17 protein-coding genes are annotated in these 21,394 nt (G+C 73.6%); 8 read left to right on the top strand and 9 right to left on the bottom strand.

Annotation, left to right across the window (positions count from 1 at the left end; translation table 11 throughout):
* Positions 1–4: 4 nt before the first annotated feature.
* Positions 5–2,797, bottom strand: coding sequence for a penicillin acylase family protein (locus tag RNC47_RS16945; protein ID WP_311599672.1), 2,793 nt, complete (start codon positions 2,795–2,797; stop codon positions 5–7).
* A gap of 202 nt (positions 2,798–2,999) precedes the next feature.
* Between RNC47_RS16945 and RNC47_RS16940 the strand changes: the two genes are divergently transcribed.
* The 3 genes from RNC47_RS16940 (at position 3,000) to RNC47_RS16925 (ending at position 5,783) form a co-directional block, all read left to right on the top strand.
* Entirely contained in the window at positions 3,000–4,502 is a 1,503-nt protein-coding gene (locus tag RNC47_RS16940) for a potassium/proton antiporter (protein ID WP_394814802.1), read from the top strand.
* Between the two features lie 94 nt (positions 4,503–4,596).
* Positions 4,597–4,947, top strand: a complete 351-nt coding sequence (locus RNC47_RS16930; protein WP_394814800.1) for an FmdB family zinc ribbon protein — start codon at positions 4,597–4,599, stop codon at positions 4,945–4,947.
* The gene (locus RNC47_RS16925) at positions 4,944–5,783 is read left to right on the top strand and encodes an S-methyl-5'-thioadenosine phosphorylase (protein ID WP_311599667.1); all 840 of its coding nucleotides are present in this window, start codon (positions 4,944–4,946) and stop codon (positions 5,781–5,783) included. Before RNC47_RS16930 ends, RNC47_RS16925 begins: the two co-directional genes overlap by 4 nt.
* Positions 5,784–6,088: 305 nt before the next feature.
* On the opposite strand, the gene RNC47_RS16920 is transcribed toward RNC47_RS16925, so the two are convergent.
* Positions 6,089–6,610, bottom strand: coding sequence for a methylated-DNA--[protein]-cysteine S-methyltransferase (locus RNC47_RS16920; RefSeq protein ID WP_311599665.1), 522 nt, complete (start codon positions 6,608–6,610; stop codon positions 6,089–6,091).
* A 160-nt stretch (positions 6,611–6,770) separates the two neighbouring features.
* Here RNC47_RS16920 and RNC47_RS16915 point away from each other — a divergent pair, with 160 nt between their 5' ends.
* Both RNC47_RS16915 and mscL read left to right on the top strand, forming a co-directional pair.
* Positions 6,771–7,424, top strand: a complete 654-nt coding sequence (locus RNC47_RS16915) for an RcpC/CpaB family pilus assembly protein (RefSeq protein WP_311599664.1) — start codon at positions 6,771–6,773, stop codon at positions 7,422–7,424.
* 153 nt (positions 7,425–7,577) lie between these two features.
* A complete protein-coding gene (mscL, locus tag RNC47_RS16910) occupies positions 7,578–8,129 on the top strand; it encodes a large conductance mechanosensitive channel protein MscL (RefSeq protein ID WP_311599662.1) in 552 nt (183 codons plus the stop codon).
* A gap of 32 nt (positions 8,130–8,161) precedes the next feature.
* Here the strand turns inward: mscL and RNC47_RS16905 are convergent, their stop codons facing one another.
* The 7 genes from RNC47_RS16905 to RNC47_RS16875 all read right to left on the bottom strand — a co-directional run bounded on the left by RNC47_RS16905 (position 8,162) and on the right by RNC47_RS16875 (position 16,577).
* Complete coding sequence (locus RNC47_RS16905) at positions 8,162–8,833, bottom strand: AMP-binding protein (RefSeq protein WP_311599660.1); 672 nt, start codon at positions 8,831–8,833, stop codon at positions 8,162–8,164.
* A 189-nt stretch (positions 8,834–9,022) separates the two neighbouring features.
* Positions 9,023–11,038: a PTS fructose transporter subunit IIABC gene (locus tag RNC47_RS16900; protein WP_311599658.1), complete on the bottom strand. Its 2,016-nt coding sequence runs from the start codon at positions 11,036–11,038 to the stop codon at positions 9,023–9,025.
* Positions 11,035–11,994 (bottom strand): 1-phosphofructokinase, encoded by a 960-nt coding sequence (gene pfkB / locus RNC47_RS16895; protein WP_311599657.1) that lies wholly within the window; start codon positions 11,992–11,994, stop codon positions 11,035–11,037. The genes RNC47_RS16900 and pfkB overlap by 4 nt, the downstream gene beginning before the upstream one ends.
* Positions 11,991–12,752 carry a DeoR/GlpR family DNA-binding transcription regulator gene (locus tag RNC47_RS16890; protein WP_311599655.1) on the bottom strand — a complete coding sequence of 254 codons (762 nt, stop codon included), beginning with the start codon at positions 12,750–12,752 and terminating at the stop codon, positions 11,991–11,993. The genes pfkB and RNC47_RS16890 overlap by 4 nt, the downstream gene beginning before the upstream one ends.
* Before the next feature lie 216 nt (positions 12,753–12,968).
* Positions 12,969–14,477 carry an MFS transporter gene (locus tag RNC47_RS16885; protein ID WP_311599653.1) on the bottom strand — a complete coding sequence of 503 codons (1,509 nt, stop codon included), beginning with the start codon at positions 14,475–14,477 and terminating at the stop codon, positions 12,969–12,971.
* Positions 14,478–14,643: 166 nt separating this feature from the next.
* A complete protein-coding gene (locus RNC47_RS16880) occupies positions 14,644–15,285 on the bottom strand; it encodes a TetR/AcrR family transcriptional regulator (RefSeq protein WP_311599651.1) in 642 nt (213 codons plus the stop codon).
* A gap of 278 nt (positions 15,286–15,563) precedes the next feature.
* Positions 15,564–16,577 (bottom strand): sigma-70 family RNA polymerase sigma factor, encoded by a 1,014-nt coding sequence (locus tag RNC47_RS16875; RefSeq protein WP_311599649.1) that lies wholly within the window; start codon positions 16,575–16,577, stop codon positions 15,564–15,566.
* A gap of 372 nt (positions 16,578–16,949) precedes the next feature.
* On the opposite strand from RNC47_RS16875, the gene RNC47_RS16870 reads away from it, so the two are divergent.
* The 3 genes from RNC47_RS16870 to RNC47_RS16860 all read left to right on the top strand — a co-directional run bounded on the left by RNC47_RS16870 (position 16,950) and on the right by RNC47_RS16860 (position 21,066).
* Positions 16,950–18,221: a M6 family metalloprotease domain-containing protein gene (locus RNC47_RS16870; protein ID WP_311599647.1), complete on the top strand. Its 1,272-nt coding sequence runs from the start codon at positions 16,950–16,952 to the stop codon at positions 18,219–18,221.
* Positions 18,222–18,345: 124 nt separating this feature from the next.
* On the top strand, positions 18,346–19,797 hold the full coding sequence (locus RNC47_RS16865) for an FtsW/RodA/SpoVE family cell cycle protein (RefSeq protein ID WP_311599645.1): 1,452 nt from the start codon (positions 18,346–18,348) through the stop codon (positions 19,795–19,797).
* A gap of 63 nt (positions 19,798–19,860) precedes the next feature.
* A complete protein-coding gene (locus RNC47_RS16860) occupies positions 19,861–21,066 on the top strand; it encodes a M20 metallopeptidase family protein (protein ID WP_311599643.1) in 1,206 nt (401 codons plus the stop codon).
* The last annotated feature ends 328 nt before the right edge of the window (positions 21,067–21,394 follow it).

Below are 21,394 nucleotides of genomic sequence, written 5' to 3'. Positions count from 1 at the left end.
GGCGTCAGCCGCCGGTGTTGGTCGGCGTCAGGGTCAGGGTGTCCCGGGTCCGCTCCGCCACCGCGTCGGCGCTGTGCGGCCACGGCAGGTACTCGCCGTCGGCCCACAGCTCCGTCTGGTCGGTGTAGTTGGCGTGGAAGGCGTGGCCCGAGGCGCCCGACAGGTTGATCCACTGGGACTCGTCGAAGTCGTCGAGGCTGACGATCATCCGCATCGAGGGCACCCAGGTGATGTCGTAGCCGCCGGCCGCGTTCCAGCCGCTGGCGTCCACCGCGTCCGAGCCGCCGGCCAGGTTCCACGGGCCGCGGTTGAGCAGCCACTGCACGGGCCCCGGGCCCTCGGTACCGAGCGTCTGGTTGTTGAGCATCAGGCGGTGCAGCCGGCCCCAGCTCCAGGTGTCGATGTCCTTGCCGAGCTCGGCGGTGAGCTCCCAGCGGGCGTCGCGCATGGCGCGGGCCAGCAGCTGGTCGCGGTTCTCCGCGGCGTCCTGGGTGCGGGTGGCGGGCGTGGACCACCACTCGTTCTCCGGGTCCTCCAGGAGGTTGCCGACGACCTCGAACCAGCGGTCGCCGCCGTCCGGCTGGGCCGTCTCGGGGGAACGCTCGCCGCACTCGTTGACCACCCGGGTCTCGCCGTCGAGGTCCTCGATCGGCTGCGACTCGTCGGCCGGGCGCACCAGGAGGCACTGGCCCTCGACGCGCAGCTCCTTGGGGAGCTTGTTGCCGAAGGCGAGCTGCAGCAGGTTGCTCCAGACGGCGTTGTAGTAGGCGGCGGCCGGCGAGTCGGCGTCCTGGTTGAAGTCCCAGCCGACGAGCAGGTCCTGGGCCTCGCGCACATAGGGGTCGGAGATCTCGACGTCCAGCAGGTAGGGCACCAGGTCGCGGGCCATCTCGTTGCTGTTGTCCAGCTGGATGGACTGCATGTCGGTCATGGAGATCTTGCCGCCGTCGGAGATGGTCTGCTCGATCAGGTCGGCGATCCGCTGGCTGCGGGTGCCGTAGCTCCAGTCGTCGGTGAGCGTGTAGGGGTAGGCGTCCTCGTCTATCACGGCCTGGTTGGCGGTGACGATGTAGCCGCGCTCCGGGTTCAACTCGGAGGGCAGCTCCTCGAACGGGACGTAGTCCGTCCAGTCGTAGGAGGAGTCCCAGCCGGGGGCCGGGTAGCGGCCGTCGCCCTCGCCGCGGATCGGGATGGCGCCGGGCGCCTGGTAGCCGATGTTGCCCTCGGTGTCCGCGTAGATCAGGTTCTGGGACGGCACGGCGAAGTCCGCGGCCGCGGCGCGGAACTCCTCCCAGTCGGTGGCCGCGTTGAGGCCGAAGACGGCGTCCATGGTGCGGGAGGGCGTCAGGGCGGTCCAGCTGAGCGAGACGGCGTAGCCCTCGCCCCGGTCGGGGGCCGCGGCGTCGACCGGGGCGCTGTCGCCGACGCCGGCGAGCTGCTCGTCACGGTCGGAGATGATGGGCCGGCCGTCGACCGTCCTGACGGTGATCTCCCGGGTCTCGCCGCCGGCGACGCGGATCTCCTCGGTGCGCGTCTCGTACGGCTCCTGACGGCCGTCGATCACGTAGTTGCCGTTGTCGAGCTTCTCCAGGCGCAGGTCGGTCACGTCCGCGCCGAGGTTGGTCATGCCCCAGGCGATGTTCTGGTTGTGGCCGATGACGACGCCCGGCATCCCGGAGAAGGTGAAGCCGGAGACGTCGAACGGGCACTGGGCGCTCACCTCGTTGCAGTGCAGGCCCATCTGGTACCAGATGCCGGGCAGCGAGGGCGCCAGGTGCGGGTCGTTGGCCAGCAGCGGCATGCCGGTGGTGGTGTAGTCGCCGGAGACCACCCAGGAGTTGGAGCCGATGCCGCTGCCGTCGGGGCCGAGGAGGCTCGGGATCTCGTCCAGGGTGCGAGTGAGGGCGCCCAGCTGGGTCGACACGTCCTCGTAGGCGCTCCCGATGCCGGTGGCGTCGCCCGAGCCGTCCCCCAGGCCCGTGGACCCGTCGCCCAGGCCCGTGGAGCCGTCACCGAGCCCGGTGGAGCCGTCGCCGAGCCCCGTCGAGCCCTCCGTGCCGCCCTGGCCCGTGGCGCCGTCCGACGCCCCCTCGGCGACGATCGGCGCGTTCCGGTCGTAGGGGTAGGGCGGGTAGAGCTCCTCGATCTCCTCCGGGCCGAGCCGCTGCGCGAGCAGGGCGCGGTCGATCTCCTCCTGCATGTTGCCCCGCAGGTCCCAGGCCATCGCCTTCAGCCAGGCCACCGAGTCCACGGGCTCCCAGGGCTCGGGCTCGTAGTCGTTGACGAGGCCGAGGGCCGCGTACTCGACCGAGAGCTCGGCGCCGTCCCGCTCCGCCAGGTAGGCGTTGACGCCCGCCGTGTACGCCTCCAGATAGCTCTTCGTCTCGTCGGAGAGCTGCTCGTCCCACTCCTGCTGGGCGATGTCGTGCCAGCCGAGGGTGCGCAGGAACGCGTCCGTCTCGACCTGGTCCTCGCCGAACATCTCGGAGAGCCGGCCCGCCGTCAGGTGCCGCCGCACGTCCATCTCGTAGAAACGGTCCTGCGCCTGCACGTACCCCTGGGCGCGGAACAGGTCCTCGGGCGTGTCCGCGTACAGCTGCGGTATGCCGTTGGCGTCGCGTTGGACGGTGACCTCGGAGGTCAGTCCCTCGATCGCGAGCTCTCCCGACACCTGCGGGTAGGACGCCCGCACGGTGCTGATGCTCCAGTAGGCGCCGTAGCCGACACCGGCCACGAGCAGCATGACGAGCGCGATCACGATCAGACGACCGCGTCGCCTTGGCTTCTTGGCGGGCATGTCTGTCCTTCACAGGGCAGCTGAGCGATTGGAAGCAACCATAGACATACGGCCACTGAGGTGAGCCTACGGGGAGTCAGCAGCCCGGGCCGCCGCGTTCATATGATGGTAAATTCGCCGCAAAGGCACTGATTTGGGGTCGCTGTAAGGTGCACCCGGTTCGCATCGGAACGCCACGGATCGGAAAAGCGAGGGCCCGCCGCTGACTGTCGACCGCCTCAACGAGCTGATGCTCGGCTGCGCCCTGGTCCTGCTCGTCGCGGTCGCCGCGGTCCGACTGACCTCGCGCAGCGGGCTCCCCTCGCTGCTGCTCTACCTGGCGATCGGCGTCATGCTGGGGCGGGACGGCCTGGGCGTCGAGTTCCACGACGTGGAGCTCACCCAGGTGCTCGGCTACGCCGCCCTGGTCGTCATCCTCGCGGAGGGCGGCCTCGCCACCCGGTGGCAGGAGATCAGGCCGGCGCTGCCCACGGCGGCCGTCCTCGCGACGCTCGGCGTCGGCGTCAGCGTCGGCGTCACGGCCCTCGCCGCGCACTACCTCGTCGGCCTCGACTGGCAGGCCGCCCTCATCATGGGCGCCGTGGTCTCCTCGACCGACGCCGCCGCCGTCTTCTCGGTGCTGCGCCGGGTGCCGCTGCCGCGCCGGCTCACCGGCACCCTGGAGGCCGAGTCCGGCTTCAACGACGCGCCCGTCGTCATCCTGGTGGTGGCCTTCTCCGAGCACTACGGGGAGTCGGGCTGGTATGTGCTGCTGGGCGAGATGGCGTTCGAACTCGCGATCGGCCTCGCGGTCGGGCTGCTCGTCGGCCGGCTCGGCACCCTCGCCCTGCGCGGGATCGCGCTGCCCGCCTCCGGCCTCTACCCGATCGCCGTCCTCTCCTTCGCCGTGCTCGCCTACGCGAGCGCCGCGCTGCTGCACGGCAGCGGCTTCCTCGCCGTCTACGTGGCCGCCCTCGTCCTCGGCAACGCCCCGCTGCCGCACCGCCCGGCCACCAGGGGCTTCGCGGACGCCGTGGCCTGGATGGCGCAGATCGGCCTCTTCGTGCTGCTCGGACTGCTGGTCGACCCCGGGGTGCTCTGGGACGACGTCGGCACCGCGCTGCTCCTGGGCGGGGTGCTCACCCTCGTGGCGCGGCCGCTGTCGGTGGTGCTCTGCCTGACGCCGTTCCGCCGGCCGTGGCGGGAACAGGTGCTGCTGTCCTGGGCCGGGCTGCGCGGCGCGGTGCCCATCGTGCTGGCCATCATCCCGGTGGTGGCGCACGTGCCGGACAGCGACCGGATCTTCGGCGTCGTCTTCGTGCTGGTGGTGCTGTACACGCTGGTGCAGGGGCCGACGCTGCCGTGGCTGGCGCGGCGACTGCGGATCGGCGAGGGCGAGAAGACGGTGGACGTGGACATCGAGTCGGCGCCGCTCGAACGACTGCGCGGGCACCTGCTCTCGGTGTCGATCCCGCAGGCCTCCCGGATGCACGGCGTGGAGGTGGCCGAGCTGCGGCTCCCGCCGGGGGCCGCCGTCACGCTGGTGGTCAGGGACGGCGCCAGCTTCGTCCCCGACCCCACCACGGTGCTGCGGCGCGGCGACGAACTGCTCGTGGTGGCGACGGACGAGGTCCGCGAGGCGACGGAGCGGCGGCTGATCGCGGTGGGGCGGGGCGGCAAGCTGGCCGGCTGGCTGCGCCCGGAGTGGCGACGGCCGGCGGCGTGAGCGTCCGCGGGGGCGCCAGTGGACTTCCGCACCCGGAATGTTGCACGATGGACCGTCGTTAGCACTCCATGACCATGAGTGCCAGGAGGAGTTCGTGCCGACTTACCAGTATCAGTGCACCGCGTGCCACGAGGGTCTCGAGGTGGTGCAGAAGTTCACCGACGACGCACTGACGGAGTGCCCCAGCTGCCAGGGCCGGCTGAAGAAGGTGTTCTCGGCGGTCGGCATCGTGTTCAAGGGCTCCGGCTTCTACCGCAACGACAGCCGTAACGCCTCGTCGTCCAGCAGCCCGGCGTCCTCGTCCGGCAAGGCCGACAAGGGCGGCAAGGCGGAGAAGGCCGGCGACTCGTCCTCGACCTCCTCCGCGTCCTCCTCCTCCACGTCGTCGTCCTCCTCGACGGGGTCGACCACGAAGAGCGCCGGCAGCACCGCCTCCGCCGCATGACGGGCCCGCGGGCGGAGATCGGGGTCATCGGAGGCTCGGGCTTCTACTCGTTCCTCGACGACGTGACCGAGGTCACAGTCAACACCCCGTACGGGGCGCCGAGCGACTCGCTCTTCGTCGGCACCCTCGCCGGCCGTGCGGTGGCGTTCCTGCCGCGGCACGGCCGCGAGCACCACCTGCCGCCGCACCGCATCAACTACCGCGCCAACCTGTGGGCGCTGCGCGCCCTGGGCGCGCGGCAGGTGCTCGGCCCGTGCGCCGTGGGCGGGCTGCTGCCGGAGCACGGCCCGGGCACGCTGCTGATCCCCGACCAGCTGGTGGACCGCACCAGGAGTCGGGTCAACACCTACTTCGACGGCGAGCCGCGGCCGGACGGCGCGCGGCCCGGCGTCGTGCACGTCTCGCTGGCCGACCCGTACTGCCCGCAGGGCAGGAAGGCGGCACTGGCCGCCGCCGCGGGGCGCGGCTGGGAGGCCGTCGACGGCGGCACCATGGTCGTCATCGAGGGCCCGCGCTTCTCCACCAGGGCCGAGTCGCGTTGGCACGCGGCCCAGGGGTGGTCGGTGGTCGGCATGACCGGCCACCCGGAGGCGGCGCTCGCCCGCGAGCTCGAGCTCTGCTACACCTCGCTCGCCCTGGTCACCGACCTCGACGCGGGCGCCGAGGCCGGCGAGGGCGTCTCGCACGCCGAGGTCCTCGAGGTCTTCGCGCAGAACGTCGACCGCCTCCGGGACGTCCTCTTCGACGCCGTCGCCGCCCTGCCGGCGAACGAGCCCCGCACCTGCCCCTGCGCCACGGCCCTGGCGGGCCAGGCCCCGGGCATCGACCTCCCGTAACACCCCGCCTCCGTCGGCCCCTCCGGCGGGCGCGGCCTGAGCCCTGCGGCTGGCCCCTGCCGACGGCGCGCTGCGCGCGGCGCCATGCGGCGCGGCCGCCGCGCAGCGGCGCCCTACGGCACAGCCGCCGCGCTGTGCCGGCTGAGCTGTGCCGGCCGCGCTGCGCCGGCAGGCGCGCCGGGCACCGTGCCCGGCTCTCCGCGCGAAGCGCTGCCCCATCCCTCCTCGCGCGCAGCGCGGGGTGGGGTGGGCAGGGGGAAACCTGCGGGAAGTGCCCGGCAATGCGCGGCGTCCACGCCGCCACGTCAGAACGCCGCGCCCTGGCCCGACTCCAGTGACAGCAGGAGCCGCTTGCGAGCCAGCCCCCCAAGACCGAAGCCCGTCAGGGCGCCGGAGGCGGCCAGTACCCGATGGCACGGCACGATGATCGGCACCGGATTGGCGCCGTTGGCCGCGCCCACGGCGCGGGCCGCGGTGGGGCGGCCGAGCTCTCTCGCCAGCTCGCCGTAGCTGAGGGTCGTGCCGTAGGGGATGGTGACCAGCCGCTGCCAGACGCTGAGCTGGAACGGCGTGCCGGCGGCGGCGATCCGCAGCGCGAACCCGGTGCGGCGGCCGGCGAAGTAGGCCGTCAGCTGCTCGGCCGCCTCGCGGAAGGCGGCCGGTGCGGCGGTCGAGTCCGGGTCGGGGGCGCGGTCGGCCAGCAGGTCGATCCGGCTGAGGGTGCCCTCGGCGTCGCCACTGAGCAGCAGCTCCCCGAGGGGGGACGGGACGACGGCGTGGTGTGGGCGGCCCCCCGGGGCGAGGGGCAGAAAGCTGACGGCTGACACCCGATCCACTCTCGGGCCTCCCGGGCCCCCGCGCTGGCGGTAATCGGACATCGACTCCCGTCGGGCGCCATCTCACCCCATCGGGTGACGGGCTTGTCCACAGCCGCCGGGTTGTCCACAGGCATGAGCGGAGTTCGCCGTGGCTGGTCACGCTGGGCCCATGCATCCGACCTCCATGAACCCGATTCAGGACCCACCCCGTTCCACGACCGCCACCGCCACCGCCACCGCCACCGCCACCGCCACCGCCACCACCTCCACCGTCGCGCCGGCGCTCCACACCCGCGGCCGGGCCGTGCCCGAGTTCACCCCCGTGCGGCCCCGTGGCGGCCGGCACCGGTTGCGCCGCGCGCTGCGGCGGCGGCGCCGGCCGGTGGCCCTGGCCTTCGCCGCCGCCTCTGCCGCGCTCGCCCTGGCCGTGCCGTGGTCGCCCGAGGAGCCGGCCGAGCGGCGGGAGGCGGCGGCCAGCGGGGCCCGTGAGGGCCCGGCGCGCGGCGCGGCCGAGCGGGAGCCGGTGGAGTCGGTCGCGGCCCCGGTGCGGATCGCGGACGCGGCGGCGGTCCGGCTGCTCAGCCCGGGGGACCGGGTGGACGTGCTGGCGGCGAGCGCCGACGCGGCCGAGGAGGGCGGCGGTGCGGCCCGGGTCGTCGCCCGGCGGGCCCGGGTGGCGGAGGTGCCGGACGGTGGGGGAGCGGCCCCGGCGGACGGGGGCGCGGGCGGCGGCGCCCTGGTGGTGCTCACGGTCTCCCCGGAGACCGCGGCACGGTTGGCCGGCGCGGCGGCCGAATCCGAACTGGTGGTCGCCCGATGGTGAGTCCTGTCACCGCTGGGGAGGGGCCCGACTGGACAGCGTCCCCACCGCTGATGCAGCGTGTGGGCCGCGAACAGTGCGGAATCGGCCAAGCCAGCCAGGCCGGCCAGTCCGAGGAGCCCGACGAGTCCGGCGCGGCCGGGGAGAGGTGGAGCGGTGAGCGAGGGGAGGCAGGGGGTCGTGGCCGGGGTCACGACCGTCCTGGGCGGGTTCAGGGACTTCCTGATGCGCGGGAACGTGGTGGAGCTGGCGGTCGCCGTCGTCATCGGCGCGGCCTTCACCAACATCGTGAACGCGGTGGTGGAGGGGGTCATCAACCCGGTGGTCGGGGCCTTCGGCACCCGGGACCTGAGCGCCTACGAGATCTGCCTGCGGGGCGACTGCGCGGGCGACTCCGGGGTCGCGATCCGCTGGGGCGCGGTGGTGAGCGCCTCATTGACCTTCCTGATCACCGCGGGCGTCGTCTACTTCCTGATGATCCTGCCGCTGACCCGGTTCATGGCGCGGATGAGGCGCAAGGAGGAGGTGGGGGAGGTCGCGCCCGTGATCACCGAGCTCGACCTGCTCACCGAGATCAGGGACGAGTTGGTCGCCAGGCGCACCGGCCGCCCGGTGGCCACCGTGGGCGCGCAGCGTTCGGGCGAGGCCGAGCCGCCGTCAGGACCGGCCGATGGCCAGGGCCGCGAGGAGGGGCCCGCCAGGGAGTAGCCACCGCCGGTGGCCGGGGGTGGCGGCGGGCGTCAGAGGTGGTGCGGCGGCTTCTCGTTGACGAAGCGGGCCAGGTCGCCCGCCGCGTCCTCCGGCGGGTGCTCGCCCCAGCCCTCGTCGGCGTCGTCGGCCGAGCGGCGCTCCAGCGGGTCGTCGAAGACCAGCCGGCTGACCGGCGGTTCCGCCCGGTGTCCTTCGGGTGGCGGCGTGCTGCTCATGGCCCCAGGGTACGGCTCGGGCGGCAGCCGCTCCCCGGCGAGGGCCTCGTGCCACCACAGGTCGCGGCCCGGGGTCCAGGGCACGGGCCGGGAGTGCTGCGGCACCACGACCACCGAGTGCACCTCGGGGCACCTGGTCAGGGCCCGGTCCAGGCCGGCCTTGACCTGGACGGGCCGGCCCTCGCCCTGGAAGGAGTCGGCGGTTATCACCACCCCGGTGCCCGAGCTGGCTATCCGGTGGCGGACGTAGCCCTGGTGGTCGCCGATCGGGAGCGTGACGCGCTGGGCGTCGAGGCGGATGCAGGCCAGGGTGACCACCACCGACTCCAGGCCCATGGGCAGGAGCACTGCCACGGGATCGCCGCCGCGCACCCCGAGTCTGGTCAGCATGCGGGCGGCCTGCTCTCCCTGCCGCAGGAGCTGGGCATGGTTGAGCACATCGGCAGGGCGGAAGCCGCCGCCCGTGCCGTGTTGATCTCCGGACATGAACGCCAGCCTGGTCGCCCGGGATTGATGTTGGATAAACGTCCGCTGGACGAGGGTGTGGAGCGGCCTCGGGTGGGGAAGGGGGCGCGCCCCGAGGCGGATGCGACCGGTGACCCCGGAGCGTCCGTGCGCGTCCGGGGGCACCGGCACTTCCATGCTCCCGCCCTCGTCGTGGTCACGGCAACCGGGTCAGGCGGCGGCCGTGGCCGCCACGCGCTCCTCGGCCGGCGCCTCGGCGGGGGCGGCACCGCCCCCGGTCGCGCGGTCGGGGCCGCCGGCCCGCCGGCCCTTCAGCAGCACCACAAGGCCGGCGGTGACGAGGGTGCCGGCGGCGATGGCCACCAGGTAGGCCAGCGGGCTGCCGACCAGCGGCACCACGAAGACGCCGCCGTGCGGGGCCCGCAGCGTGCTGCCGAACGCCATGGACAGCGCGCCGGTGACCGCGCCGCCCGCCATCGCCGAGGGGATCACCCGCAGCGGGTCGGCGGCGGCGAACGGGATGGCGCCCTCGCTGATGAAGGAGGCGCCGAGTACCCAGGCGGCCTTGCCGTTCTCCCGCTCGGTGGGCGTGAAGAGCCGGCCGCGCACCGTGGTGGCCAGGGCCATGCCCAGCGGCGGGACCATGCCCGCGGCCATCACGGCCGCCATGATCTCCAGGCTGGCCCGGGTGGGGTCGGCCACGGCGATGCCGCCGGTCGCGAAGGCGTAGGCGACCTTGTTGACCGGGCCGCCCAGGTCGAAGCACATCATCAGCCCGAGCAGCACGCCGAGCAGCACGGCGTTGGTGCCGCTGAGGTCGCCGAGCCATGTCGTCATCGCGTCCTGCGCCTCGGCGATCGGCTTGCCGACGACGATGAACATCAGGAAGCCGACCACGGCGGAGGACAGCAGCGGGATCACGACCACCGGCATGATGCCGCGCAACACCGGCGGGATGCGGACCCGTTGGATGCCCATCACCACCGTGCCGGCCAGCAGGCCGGCGGCCAGGCCGCCGAGGAAGCCGGCGTCGATGGTGACGGCGATGGCGCCGCCGACGAAGCCGGGCACCAGGCCCGGCCGGTCGGCCATGCCGTAGGCGATGTAGCCGGCCAGCACCGGGATCAGGAAGCCGAACGCGGCGCCGCCGATCTGGAACATCAGGGCGGCCCAGCTGTCCGCCTCGGTCCACACGAAGTGGTCGGCGACGGAGGGCGCCCCGTTGATCTCGTAGCCGCCGAGAGCGAAGGCGAGGGCGATCAGCAGACCGCCGGCGGCGACGAACGGCACCATGTAGCTGACGCCGGTCATCAGCCACGTGCGCAGCCGGGTGCCGAAGTGGTCGCCCGGCTCGCCGGCCCGGTCGAGGGGCGCGCTCGAGGCCCTGCCCGGCGCGGCCACCTCGCCGCGCGCCGCCTTGGCGCGCGCCTCCGCGAGCAGTTCGGCGGGGCGGTTGATGGCCGCCTTGACGCCGACGTCGACGACGGGCTTCCCGGCGAACCTGTCCTTCTCCCGGACCTCGACGTCATGGGCGAGGATCACCGCGTCGGCGGCCTCGACGGTCCCGGGCGCCAGCCGCTCGAAGCCGGCCGAGCCCTGGGTCTCCACGGTGATCTCCACGCCCTCGTCCGCGGCCGCCCGCTGGAGCGACTCGGCGGCCATGTAGGTGTGCGCGATCCCCGTCGGGCACGAGGTGACGGCGACGACCCGGAACGGGCGCGCCGGCGCGGTGTCCTCGCTGGCCGGCGCGTCGGCTTCGGTCCCGGGCTCCGTCTCGGTATCGGTCTCGCCCGGGGCTATGAGCGCGGCGGCCTCCTCGGCGGAGGCCGTCTCCCGGAGGGCCGTGGTGAACTCGGGGCGCATCAGCTGGCGGGCCAGTTCGGAGAGGATCGTCATGTGGTCCGCGTCGGCGCCGGCCGGGGCCGCGATCAGAAAAATCAGGTCGGCGGGGCCGTCCGTGGCACCGAAGTCGATGCCGTGGGCGGCGCGCCCGAAGGCCAGGCTGGGCTCGGTCACATGGGCGCTGCGGCAGTGCGGGATGCCGATGCCGCCGTCCAGGCCGGTCGGCATCTGCGCCTCGCGCGCCGCCACGTCGGCCAGGAAGCCTTCGAGGTCGGTGACGCGGCCGGCGGCGGCCAGGCGTTCGGCCAGCGCGCGGGAGGCCGCTTCCTTGGTGGTGGCGGTCAGGTCGAGGTCGACCAGTGCCGGGGTGATCAACTGGCTCATCGCACGGCTCCATTGGCGGGACGGGGGAGGGGAAGGTCGAGGGGCGGGTCGGTGGTCACGGTGACCGCGTCGGGGCGCAGGTCGGCGGGGGTGGGCATGGAGCTGCCCGGCAGCTGCACGGCGGCGGCGCCGTGGGCCAGGGCGGCGGCCAGCGCCGCGGGGCCGCGGCCACCCGTGGTCAGGAAGCCGGCCAGGGAGGCGTCCCCGGCGCCGACGTCGCTGCGCACGGCGGCGACCGGCGCGGTCCCGAAGTACAGCCCGGTGTCGTCCACCAGGAGCTGTCCCGCCGCGCCCAGGCTGGCCAGCACGGCGCGCGCGCCCGCCGCCCGCAGCTCCTCGGCGGCCTTGGCGGCCTCGCCGAGCGTGGTGAGGTCGCGGCCGACCGCGGCGGCCAGCTCCTCCGCGTTGGGCTTGATGACGTCGGGCCGTTCGGCGAGCGCCAGCAGCAGGGCGGGGCCCGAGGTGTCCAGCGCGATCCGGGCGCCGGAGCGGTGGGTGCGCGCGACGAGCCGGGCGTACCAGTCGTCGGCCAGGCCGCGCGGCAGGCTGCCGCAGCAGGCGGTCCAGGAGGCGGCGGCCGCGTGCTCGCCGGCGGCCTCCAGCAGCGCCTCGCTCTCCGCCGCGGTCAGCTCGGGGCCGGCCGCGTTGAGCTTGGTGAGCGTGCCGTCCGGCTCGACGGCCGAGACGTTCACGCGGGTGCGGCCGGTGACCGGCACGGCGGCGACGTCGATGCCCTGGTCGGTCAGCAGCTGTTCGAGCAGCGCGCCCTCGGGGCCGCCGAGCGGCATGACGGCAGTGGTGCGGTGGCCGGCCGCGGCCACCGCGCGGGACACGTTGACGCCCTTGCCGCCCGGGTCGACGCGGTCGCCGCCGGCCCGCAGCACGGCGCCCCGCTCCAGCGCCGGGATCTCGTAGGCGCGGTCCAGGCTCGGGTTGGGGGTGACGGTGAGGATCACGCGCGCCGCACCTCCGTGCCGGTGGCCTCGATGGCGCGGGCGTCCGCCTCGCCGAGGCCGGTGTCGGTGACCAGCACGTCCACCTGGCGCAGCGCGCCGAACCTGGCGAAGTGCTCCTGGCCGAACTTCCGGGAGTCGGCGAGCAGCACGACGCGGCGGGCGGCGCCGATCAGCGCCCGCTTGACGGCCGCCTCGGCGAGGTCGGGGGTGGTGAGGCCGGAGTCGGGGGCGAAGCCGTTGGTGGCGAGGAAGAGCACGTCCGCGGTGATCTCGCCGTAGGTGCGCAGCGCCCAGGAGTCGACGGCGGCCCGGGTGCGGTGCCTGACCCGGCCGCCGACCACGTGCAGCTCGATGCCGGGGTGGTCGGCGAGCCTGGCGGCGAGCGGCAGCGCGTGGGTGACGACGGTGAGCGAGGCGTCCAGCGGCAGGGCGGCGGCCAGCGCCGCGGTGGTGCTGCCGGCGTCGAGGATCACGCTGCCCTCGTCGGGCAGCTCGGCGAGGGCGGCCAGGGCGATGCGCTCCTTCTCGGCGACCGCGGTGGCCTCGCGCTCGGTGAGGTCGGGCTCGAAGTCGAGCCGGCCCACGGGGATCGCGCCGCCGTGCACCCGGCGCAGCACGCCGGCCCTGACCAGGGTCTTCAGGTCGCGCCTGATGGTCTCGGCGGTGACCTGGAACTCGTCGGCGAGGGCGAGGACCTCGGCCCGGCCGCGCTCCCTGGCGAGCCGGAGGATCGCCTGCTGCCGCTCGGGTGCGTACATCTGTGTTTCAGCCCGTTCTATGCCCGGATATCTGTGATTTGGCTCGGATGTTACGCCCGGGACGGGAGGAAGTAAACAGATCCAGAAACAATGCGGGCCCAACTGGGCTCGGCTCGGCGGGCGGCCCTGCTCCGGCGGACGGCCGCGAACGCGGACCGGCCCCCGCGGCTGTCGCCGCGGGGGCCGGGGTGGAGCGGGAGAGAAGCGGGTGACGGCTCAGTGCGCGAGCACCGGGACCGGCTCCGCCTCCCCGAGGCCCTTCTCGCCCTCGGGCCGCGCCTGGGCGCCGCCCCTGCTGTTGATCAGCAGGCCGGCGACCGCGGCGGCGGCCACCAGGATCCCGAAGGCCCACCAGATCGCCGAGGTGAAGCCCTCCACCATGGCGGCCGGGTCGATCGGCAGCACGCCGTGCTCCTCGGCGTACGAGGTGGTGGCGCTGGTCGCGATGGTGTTCAGCGCGGCGATGCCGATCGCGCCGCCCACCTGCTGCGACACGTTCACCATGGCCGAGGCCACGCCCGCGTCGGTCGGCCGCACGCCCGTCGTCGACAGGCTCATGGCCGGCATGAACGAGGTGCCCATGCCGAGGCCGAGCAGCACCATGGCCGGCAGCAGCAGGCCCGCGTAGGAGCTGTCCAGGCTGAGCTGGGTCAGCAGCAGCATGCCGAGCGAGGCGGTGAGCAGGCCCGGCACCATCAGGTTGCGCGGGGCCACCCGGGTCACCAGGCGGGCGCCGATCTGCGTCGAGCCGACGACCATACCGAACACCATCGGCAGGAAGGCGAAGCCCGTCCTGACCGGCGAGTAGCCGCGGACCACCTGGAGGTAGTAGGTCAGGAACAGGAAGAGACCGAACATCCCGATGATCGCCAGGCCGAGCGCGAGGTACGCGCCGCCCCGGTTCCGGTCGGTGATGACCCGCAGCGGCAGCAGCGGCGCCTTGACCCGGGACTCGACGAGGACGAACAGCGCCAGCAGCACGGCGGCGGCGACGAACATCGTCACGGTCACGCTCTCGCCCCAGCCCTCGTGCTCGGCCCGGGTGAACCCGTAGACCAGGGCCACCAGACCGGTGGAGGCGAGGATGACGCCGGGGACGTCGAGGCGCGAGTGGTTGCGGGCCGACTCCGGCTCGCGGATCACCAGCACGGCGCCGACGGCGGCGACCACGGCGAACGGGATGTTCACGTAGAAGGTCCAGCGCCAGTCCAGGTACTCGGTGAGGGTGCCGCCGAGCAGCAGACCGACGGCCGCGCCGGCACCGGCGATGGCGCCGTAGACGCCGAACGCCTTGGCCCGCTCCTTGGCGTCGGTGAACAGCACGGTCAGCAGCGAGAGCGCGGCGGGCGCGAGCAGCGCGCCGAAGACGCCCTGGAGGGCGCGGGAGCCGAAGAGCATGGCCTGGTTGGTCGCGGCGCCGCCGAGCGCGGAGGCGAGCGCGAAGCCGATCAGGCCGACGACGAAGGCGCGCTGCCGACCCCACAGGTCGGCGATCCGGCCACCGAAGAGCAGCAGCCCACCGAAGGCGAGCGCGTAGGCGGTGATCACCCACTGCGTGTTGGCCTGGCTGATCTCGAGATCCTGCTGGGCCGAGGGCAGCGCGATGTTCACGATGGTGCCGTCCAGCACGACCATCAGCTGGGCTATGGCGATGAATATCAGCGCCGTCCAGCGCTTGGGATCGGGTATGCCGGCAGCCAGGCTGTCGGCGGGTTGCGGTGGCATAGGGGCGGTTACCTCACGTTGGTTGGGCTGAAAAATGGCCGTAAATGGCCTCCCGGGGCAGGCCTGTGTCGAGTCAGACCCGGGTGGGAGGGAAAACTCATCGCCGCGCCGATGCGGCGGTACTCGGTGGTCGGGTGTCGGGCCCTCGGAGGCCCTCAGTGGTGGGTCAGCGGAGCTCGTCCTCGAGGTCCTCGAAGTGCCTCGCCGACCCGGGCAGCACGCTGCGTGCCGGCGTGCGCAGGCCGTCGAGGAAGATCTGCAGGTGGCGCAGCGCCATGTCCTCGCTGCCGCCACAGGTGCCGGGCAGCGGGAGGGTCAGGCGGCCGATGGCGATCAGCAGGTCCCCCGCGCCCACGTCCCCGCGCAGCTGGCCGGAGGCGTGCGCCCGGGCGATCACCCGCTCGGTGATCTCCCGCATCTGCCGCTGGCTCTCGAGCAGGCGCGGGTCCTCCCGGTCGAGGGAGCCGGCGATCAGTGGGCAGAGGCCGCCGACGCGCTCCCGCGCGGCGCTGAGCACAAGGGCGGAGAGGGTCTCGAAGGGATCGTCCTCCGCGGCCATGGCCGCCTCGGCCCGGTCGACGAGCTGTTGCTTCACGTGGAGCAGTACATGGAGAAGAAGTGTCTTCCGGTCGGGAAAGTGGCGGTACAGCGTGGCATTGCCGACGCCGGCGCGTCGAGCGATTTCATCCAGGGGGGCGTCCAGGCCGTGCAGCACGAACGACTCGCGTGCGGCGGCGAGGATGCGCTCGCGGTTCCGCACGGCGTCGGCCCGCAGCCGAGGCGCCTTGGCGGTGGCGATGGTGCTCACGATGCCGCTCCCTGGGACCTGTCGCGCGAACGCCGGTCGGCGCCGCGATGAACAACCGGGGATCCGGTCCCCGGTTGAGTCGGACAGTCTTCAAAACGGAGAAGGCATCCCCGGTTATTTCGCGCGTCGATGTGTTCTGGGTCACATCGGCCGGGTTGGGCGTCCCGGCGGGCAGCACAAAGCCTCGGCGCCGGCGTGGGCGCCGAGGCTCACGGTCACTCTTCCGCCGTTCGGTTCAGCCACCGGTCGGGTGCGGGGCCGGCCGGGCCGGCCGCCCCTCACGCCGCCGCGTCGAAGCCCGAGTCGTTCGCCATCCGCTTCAGCTCGAGCAGCGCGTGCTTCTCGATCTGGCGGATCCGCTCCCGGGTCAGGCCGTGCTGCTTGCCCACCTCCGTGAGCGTGCGCTCCCGGCCGTCCTCGATGCCGTACCGCGCCCTGATGATGGCCGCGGTGCGCGCGTCGAGCCGGCCGATCAGGTCCTCGAGACCTTCCCGGCGCATCATCACCAGCACCGACTGCTCGGGCGTCGCCGCCGAGGTGTCCTCCAGCAGGTCGCCGAACTGCGTCTCGCCCTCGTCGTCCACCGACATGTTCAGGCTGACCGGGTCACGGGCCCAGTCCAGCACGTCCTGGACGCGCTCCGGCGTCGAGCCGAGCTCCTTCGCCACCTCACCCGGCTCCGGCTCACGGCCGTGCTCGCGGTTGAACTCCCGCTGCACCCGCCGGATCCGGCCGAGCTCCTCGACCAGGTGGACCGGCAGCCGGATGGTGCGCGACTGGTCGGCTATCGACCGCGTGATGGCCTGCCTGATCCACCACGTCGCGTACGTCGAGAACTTGAATCCCTTGGTGTAGTCGAACTTCTCCACGGCCCGGACCAGGCCGGCGTTGCCCTCCTGGATCAGGTCGAGCAGCGGCAGCCCGCTTCGCGGATACCGCCGCGCGACCGCCACGACCAGGCGCAGGTTGGACCGGATGAACACGTCCTTGGCGCGCTCACCCGCCTTGACGAGCTCCTTCAGCTCCTCCTCGGAGGCCGAGGCCGAGGCGCTGCCGGCGACCGGCTCCTCCTCGCCCCGCAGAAGGCGCTCCGCGTACAACCCGGCTTCGATCGCGAGGGAGAGCTCGACCTCCCTCGCCGCGTCGAGCAGCGGGGTGCGGGCTATCTCGTCCAGGTACATCCCGACCAGGTCGCGCTCCGTGGCATCGCTGCCTGCGCTGGACCGGACACTGCCCGTCGTCTCGACACTGTCATCGGTGTCCGAGCGCCGGGCGACGGCACGGGTTGCCATACGCGTGCTCCCTTGCGAAGTGATCAATTCCCACTCAAACCGAGGTCCTTGTCAGACCAGGACGGGGGACGCCCCCTTGCCTCCCGCGTCCGTAACGAATCAACGACGGGAATCCGGACAGAATTCCCAAGCGGTGCATCTTTTTCTCGGCGATGCAGTACCCTGCCCCACTGGCGCCAGCCCCCTGGTCCCCGTGGGACATCGCTCCCACATCCCTCAAGACGAACAACGCCCCCGCAAAGTTGCGCGAGCAGCCTTTTCGTCGCCGGCCGCCCGGCTCGCCGCCCGTCCCCGCCGGACCCTCCGGGTACCCACCACCCGAACGCGTCATTCCACGGGCGCCCCGCCGATTCGGCCCCCCATCGTGGACGCATGCCGCACATACCCGGCCGCCGGGCCGTGCTAGCCGCCGGCGGGTCCATCGCCCTCCTGCTCGGCAGCACGCCCGGCACCGCGGTCGCCCCGCCGACCGGAACCCCGGCGTCCGGCTCCCTCCCGGCCACCGCCTGCGCCCCCGAGGCGCCCGCCGGCCTCGCCGAGGGCCTGACCGAGACCGTCGGCGCCGCGCCCGGCTTCACCCCCGCCACCGGCACCGTCTCGGCCCTCACCGTCTTCATCGACTTCCCCGACGCCGAGGCGGAGATCAGCACCCGCGAACGGTTCGCCGAGTTCTTCCCCGAGACCGCCGAGCACTTCGCCGCCAGCTCCTACGGCCGCCTCGACTACCGCGCCGTCCCCGTGCACCGCTGGCTGCGCATGTCCCAGCCCTTCGAGGAGTACGGCATAGACCGGGGCGCCGGCTGGCGCCCCGACGACGACCAGGGCTACAACCGGCTGCTCCACGAGATAGTCGACGCCCTCGCCGACGACCCCGACTTCACCGGCTTCGGCGACCACGACCTGATCAACGTCCTCGCCACCCCCAACGCCGGCCCCCCGGCCACCCAACAGGTGCTGTCCGTCACCTTCCCCGGCCGCGACCTCGTCCCCACCCCCGACGGCGGCGCGCTCCGCAACGTCAGCTTCATCTGGTCCCACCAGCCGGGCGACCCCTACCGGGTCCTGCTCCACGAGAACGGCCACGTCTTCGGCCTCCCCGACCTCTACTGGACCGACCACGCGCCCGCCCCCGAGTCCCTCGCCGGCCACTGGGACGTGATGGAGCAGGACTGGGGCCCGGGCAACGACTTCCTCGCCTGGCACAAGTGGAAGCTCGGCTGGCTCTCCGCCGAGCAGGTCGAGTGCGTCGCCGAGGCCACCACCACCGAACACGTCCTCACCCCCGTCGGCGCCCCCGGCACCGACGGCACCCGCCTGGTGGCGGTGCGCACCGGCGAGCACGAGGCGCTCGCCGTCGAGGTACGCGCCCCCGGCGGCCTGGACGACGTCGTCTGCCGCCCCGGCGTCCTCGTCTCCCGGATCAGCACCGACACCGCCAGCGGCCTCGGCCCCGTCCGCGTCGCGGACGCCACCCCGGACAGCGCAGGCTGCCAGCCCACCCCCGACCCCCAGGTCACCGCCGAGCTCACCGACGCCCCCTTCGTCCCCGGCGAGACCTTCAACGACCGGGACGCCCGCGTCAGCGTGCACGTCCTCGACGCCGACGACGACGGGCGCCACCGGATACGCGTCACCCGCTGGTGACGCGGGCGCCGCGCGCGGGTAGGTTGCCGGTCAGCGCCGCGTGGGCGCCTCCCGCGGTCCGCCGGGGCGCGCCTCCCACGACCGGCTGGGGGAGGGGCGAGAAGCCCGGGAAGGGCGAGGTCAGATGCGGCAGCGCGGATTCGGCGTGGACGGCGAGGTCCGGAGGTGGATCGCCCACCGCCGCAACACGGAGCTTGGCCTGATCCTCCTCGCCCTCGGCGTCATCGCCTTCGGCCACGCCATCGTCGGCCTGGCCCAGACCGACCGGCTGCCCCCCGCCCTGCCGGTGTACACGGCGGGACTCGGCGCCCTCGCGCTCCTCGCCCACCTGACCGTGCGCCGCTTCGCCCGCTACGCCGACCCGCTGCTGCTGCCGATCATCGTCCTGCTGACCGGCCTCGGCCTGGTGCTGATGGACCGGCTCGACCGGGACTACGCCCGCCGCTACCCGCCCACCGACTACCAGTCCCAGCCGGTCGCCCCCGACCAGGTCGTCTGGACCGTGCTCGCCGTCGTCCTGCTGGTGGTCACCCTCGTCCTGCTGCGCCACCACCGCATCCTGCAGCGCTACACCTACCTCGGCATGGCCGTCGCGATGGCGCTGCTGATGGCCCCCGCGCTCTTCGGCGCCGACCAGTTCGGCGCCAAGCGCTGGATCACCATCGGGCCGCTGTCCGTCCAGCCGGGCGAGTTCGTCAAGGTCATGATCGTGGTGTTCTTCGCCAGCTACCTGATGGCCAACCGCGACGCCCTGGCCCTCGTCGGCCGCCGCTTCCTCGGCCTCGCCCTGCCACGCGGCCGCAACGCGGGACCGATCCTGGTGGTGTGGGCGGTCAGCCTGGTGGTCCTCTTCTACGAGCGCGACCTGGGCACCTCGCTGATCTTCTTCGGCGTCTTCATCGTCATGCTCTACATCGCCACCGAGCGCATCAGCTGGGTGGTGCTCGGCGGGCTGCTGGCCGCCGCCGGCACCTTCTTCGTCGCCACCACCCAGCCGCACGTCAAGGGCCGGGTGCAGGCCTGGCTCGACCCGATGGCGATCTACCTGCCGCCCGAGCAGCGGCCGCCGGGGCTGATCTCCGAGCAGTCGGCGGAGGCGCTCTTCAGCTTCGGCGCCGGCCACCTCACCGGCACCGGGCTCGGCCAGGGCCACTCCTACCTGGTCGGCTTCGCGGGCCGCAGCGACTTCATCCTGGCCACCGTGGGCGAGGAGCTCGGTCTGGCCGGGATGACCGCGGTCATCCTGCTCTACGCGCTGCTCGTCCAGCGCGGCATCGCCGCCGCCCTCGCCGTCACCGACCCCTTCGGCAAGCTGCTGGCCTCCGGCCTCGCCACCGTGCTCGCGCTCCAGGTCTTCGTCGTCGCGGGCGGCGTGACCGGCCTGATCCCGCTCACCGGCAAGGCGCTGCCCTTCCTCTCCCAGGGCGGCTCGTCCACGGTCGCCAACTGGCTGCTCGTCGCCCTGCTCATCAGGATCAGCGACCGCGCCGGCAAGGCGTCAACCGAGCCGGAGGGCAACGCCACCATCCTCACCCCCCTCGTACACGCCAACCCGGCCCGCCCCGAGATCTTCTAGCGGGCGCGCGGCTGTGCGACGCTGGGGCGCACGATCGAACGACCGAGCGGGTATGCAGCAACGATGAACCTCCTTGACGACGCGAACGCCCTGGCCGACGACCTGACCCAGCTCCGACGCCGACTCCATGCCGTCCCCGAGGTCGGCCTCGACCTCCCCCGCACCCAGGAGACGGTCCTCGCGGCGCTCGAGGGGCTGCCGCTCGACGTCACCACCGGCGCCTCCCTCACCTCCGTCACCGCCGTGCTGCGCGGCGCCACCCCGGGGCCCACGGTGCTGCTGCGCGGCGACATGGACGCGCTGCCCGTCGCCGAGCGCACCGGGCTGCCGTTCGCCGCCGACAACGGCCGGATGCACGCCTGCGGCCACGACCTGCACACGACGATGCTGGCCGGCGCGGCACGGCTGCTCTCGGCCCACCGGGACCGGCTGGCCGGCAACGTCGTCTTCATGTTCCAACCGGGCGAGGAGGGCTACGACGGCGCCGGCCGGATGCTCGCCGAGGGCGTGCTGGACGCGACGGGGGAGCGGCCGGTCGCCGCCTACGCCCTGCACGTCATGTCGCACACCTACCCGACCGGCGTCTTCACGGGCCGCGGCGGGCCGCTGCTCGCCTCCTCCAACGTGCTGAAGGTGACGGTGCGCGGCGCCGGCGGCCACGGCTCGCTGCCGCACCGGGCGAAGGACCCGATCCCGGCGGCCTGCGAGATGGTCACGGCGCTCCAGACGTACGCCACGCGCGCCTTCGACATCTTCGACCCGGTGGTCATCACGGTCGGCACCTTCCAGGCCGGCACGGCCACCAACATCATCCCGGACACCGCCACCTTCTCCGCCACCGTCCGCTCCTTCTCGGCGGCCTCGCTGGCGAAGCTGCGGGAGGGCACCGTCGCCGTCTGCCAGGGCGTCGCGGCGGCGCACGGCCTGGAGGTGACGGCCGAGTTCTCCGAGCAGTACCCGGTCACGGTCAACGACGGCGCGGAGGCCGTCTTCGCGGCCGACACGGTCCGGGAGACGTTCGGCGAGGAGTGGTACACGCGGCTGGAGAACCCCATCCCGGGCGCGGAGGACTTCTCCCGGGTGGTGGACGAGATCCCCGGCGCGATGGTCTTCCTCGGCGCGACCCCGGTCGGCGCGGACCCGGAGTCGGCCCCCGCCAACCACTCGCCGCTGGCCACCTTCGACGAGTCCGTCCTGCCGGCGGGCTCGGCGCTCTACGCGGAACTGGCCACCCGCCGCCTCACGGCCGGACCGCTGCGCGCGGCCTAGGCGGCCGGCCCGCAGGGCCCGACCGGGCGGCGCAGCCGCCGAGGTCGGGCCTGCGGCCGTGTCGGCCTGCGGCCGTGCGGTGCCGCGCCCACCCACCCGCCCTCCGGGCGGGTCGTCGCGCGGCCCGGGCCGCGTGGCCCGGCGGCGCAGCCGCTGCGGGCCCTCGGCCCTGGCGGGCCGTGCACCGCGCGCAGCGCGGTCGGGCCCCCCGCGCGAAGCGCGGAAAAGGGGGGTGGGTGGGGGCAGTCCCCGGCGCGAAGCGCCGGGCACCTCGCGGCGCAGCCGCCGTGGGCCCGGCCCCGTCGGCCGTGCACCGCGCGCAGCGCGG

This window comes from Streptomyces millisiae (assembly GCF_031845425.1).
GTDB lineage: Bacteria > Actinomycetota > Actinomycetes > Streptomycetales > Streptomycetaceae > Streptomyces > Streptomyces millisiae.
This window is presented reverse-complemented; position numbering and strand designations above follow the sequence as displayed.

Excerpts from the sequence above, each read along its gene's own strand:
- RNC47_RS16865 (WP_311599645.1), top strand. The coding sequence starts at position 18,346 with ATGCGGCAGCGCGGATTCGGCGTGGACGGCGAGGTCCGGAGGTGGATC.
- RNC47_RS16890 (WP_311599655.1), bottom strand. The coding sequence starts at position 12,752 with ATGTACGCACCCGAGCGGCAGCAGGCGATCCTCCGGCTCGCCAGGGAG.
- RNC47_RS16870 (WP_311599647.1), top strand. The coding sequence starts at position 16,950 with ATGCCGCACATACCCGGCCGCCGGGCCGTGCTAGCCGCCGGCGGGTCC.
- RNC47_RS16900 (WP_311599658.1), bottom strand. The coding sequence starts at position 11,038 with ATGAGCCAGTTGATCACCCCGGCACTGGTCGACCTCGACCTGACCGCC.
- RNC47_RS16875 (WP_311599649.1), bottom strand. The coding sequence starts at position 16,577 with ATGGCAACCCGTGCCGTCGCCCGGCGCTCGGACACCGATGACAGTGTC.
- RNC47_RS16915 (WP_311599664.1), top strand. The coding sequence starts at position 6,771 with ATGCATCCGACCTCCATGAACCCGATTCAGGACCCACCCCGTTCCACG.
- RNC47_RS16925 (WP_311599667.1), top strand. The coding sequence starts at position 4,944 with ATGACGGGCCCGCGGGCGGAGATCGGGGTCATCGGAGGCTCGGGCTTC.
- RNC47_RS16905 (WP_311599660.1), bottom strand. The coding sequence starts at position 8,833 with ATGTCCGGAGATCAACACGGCACGGGCGGCGGCTTCCGCCCTGCCGAT.
- RNC47_RS16885 (WP_311599653.1), bottom strand. The coding sequence starts at position 14,477 with ATGCCACCGCAACCCGCCGACAGCCTGGCTGCCGGCATACCCGATCCC.
- RNC47_RS16945 (WP_311599672.1), bottom strand. The coding sequence starts at position 2,797 with ATGCCCGCCAAGAAGCCAAGGCGACGCGGTCGTCTGATCGTGATCGCG.
- RNC47_RS16860 (WP_311599643.1), top strand. The coding sequence starts at position 19,861 with ATGAACCTCCTTGACGACGCGAACGCCCTGGCCGACGACCTGACCCAG.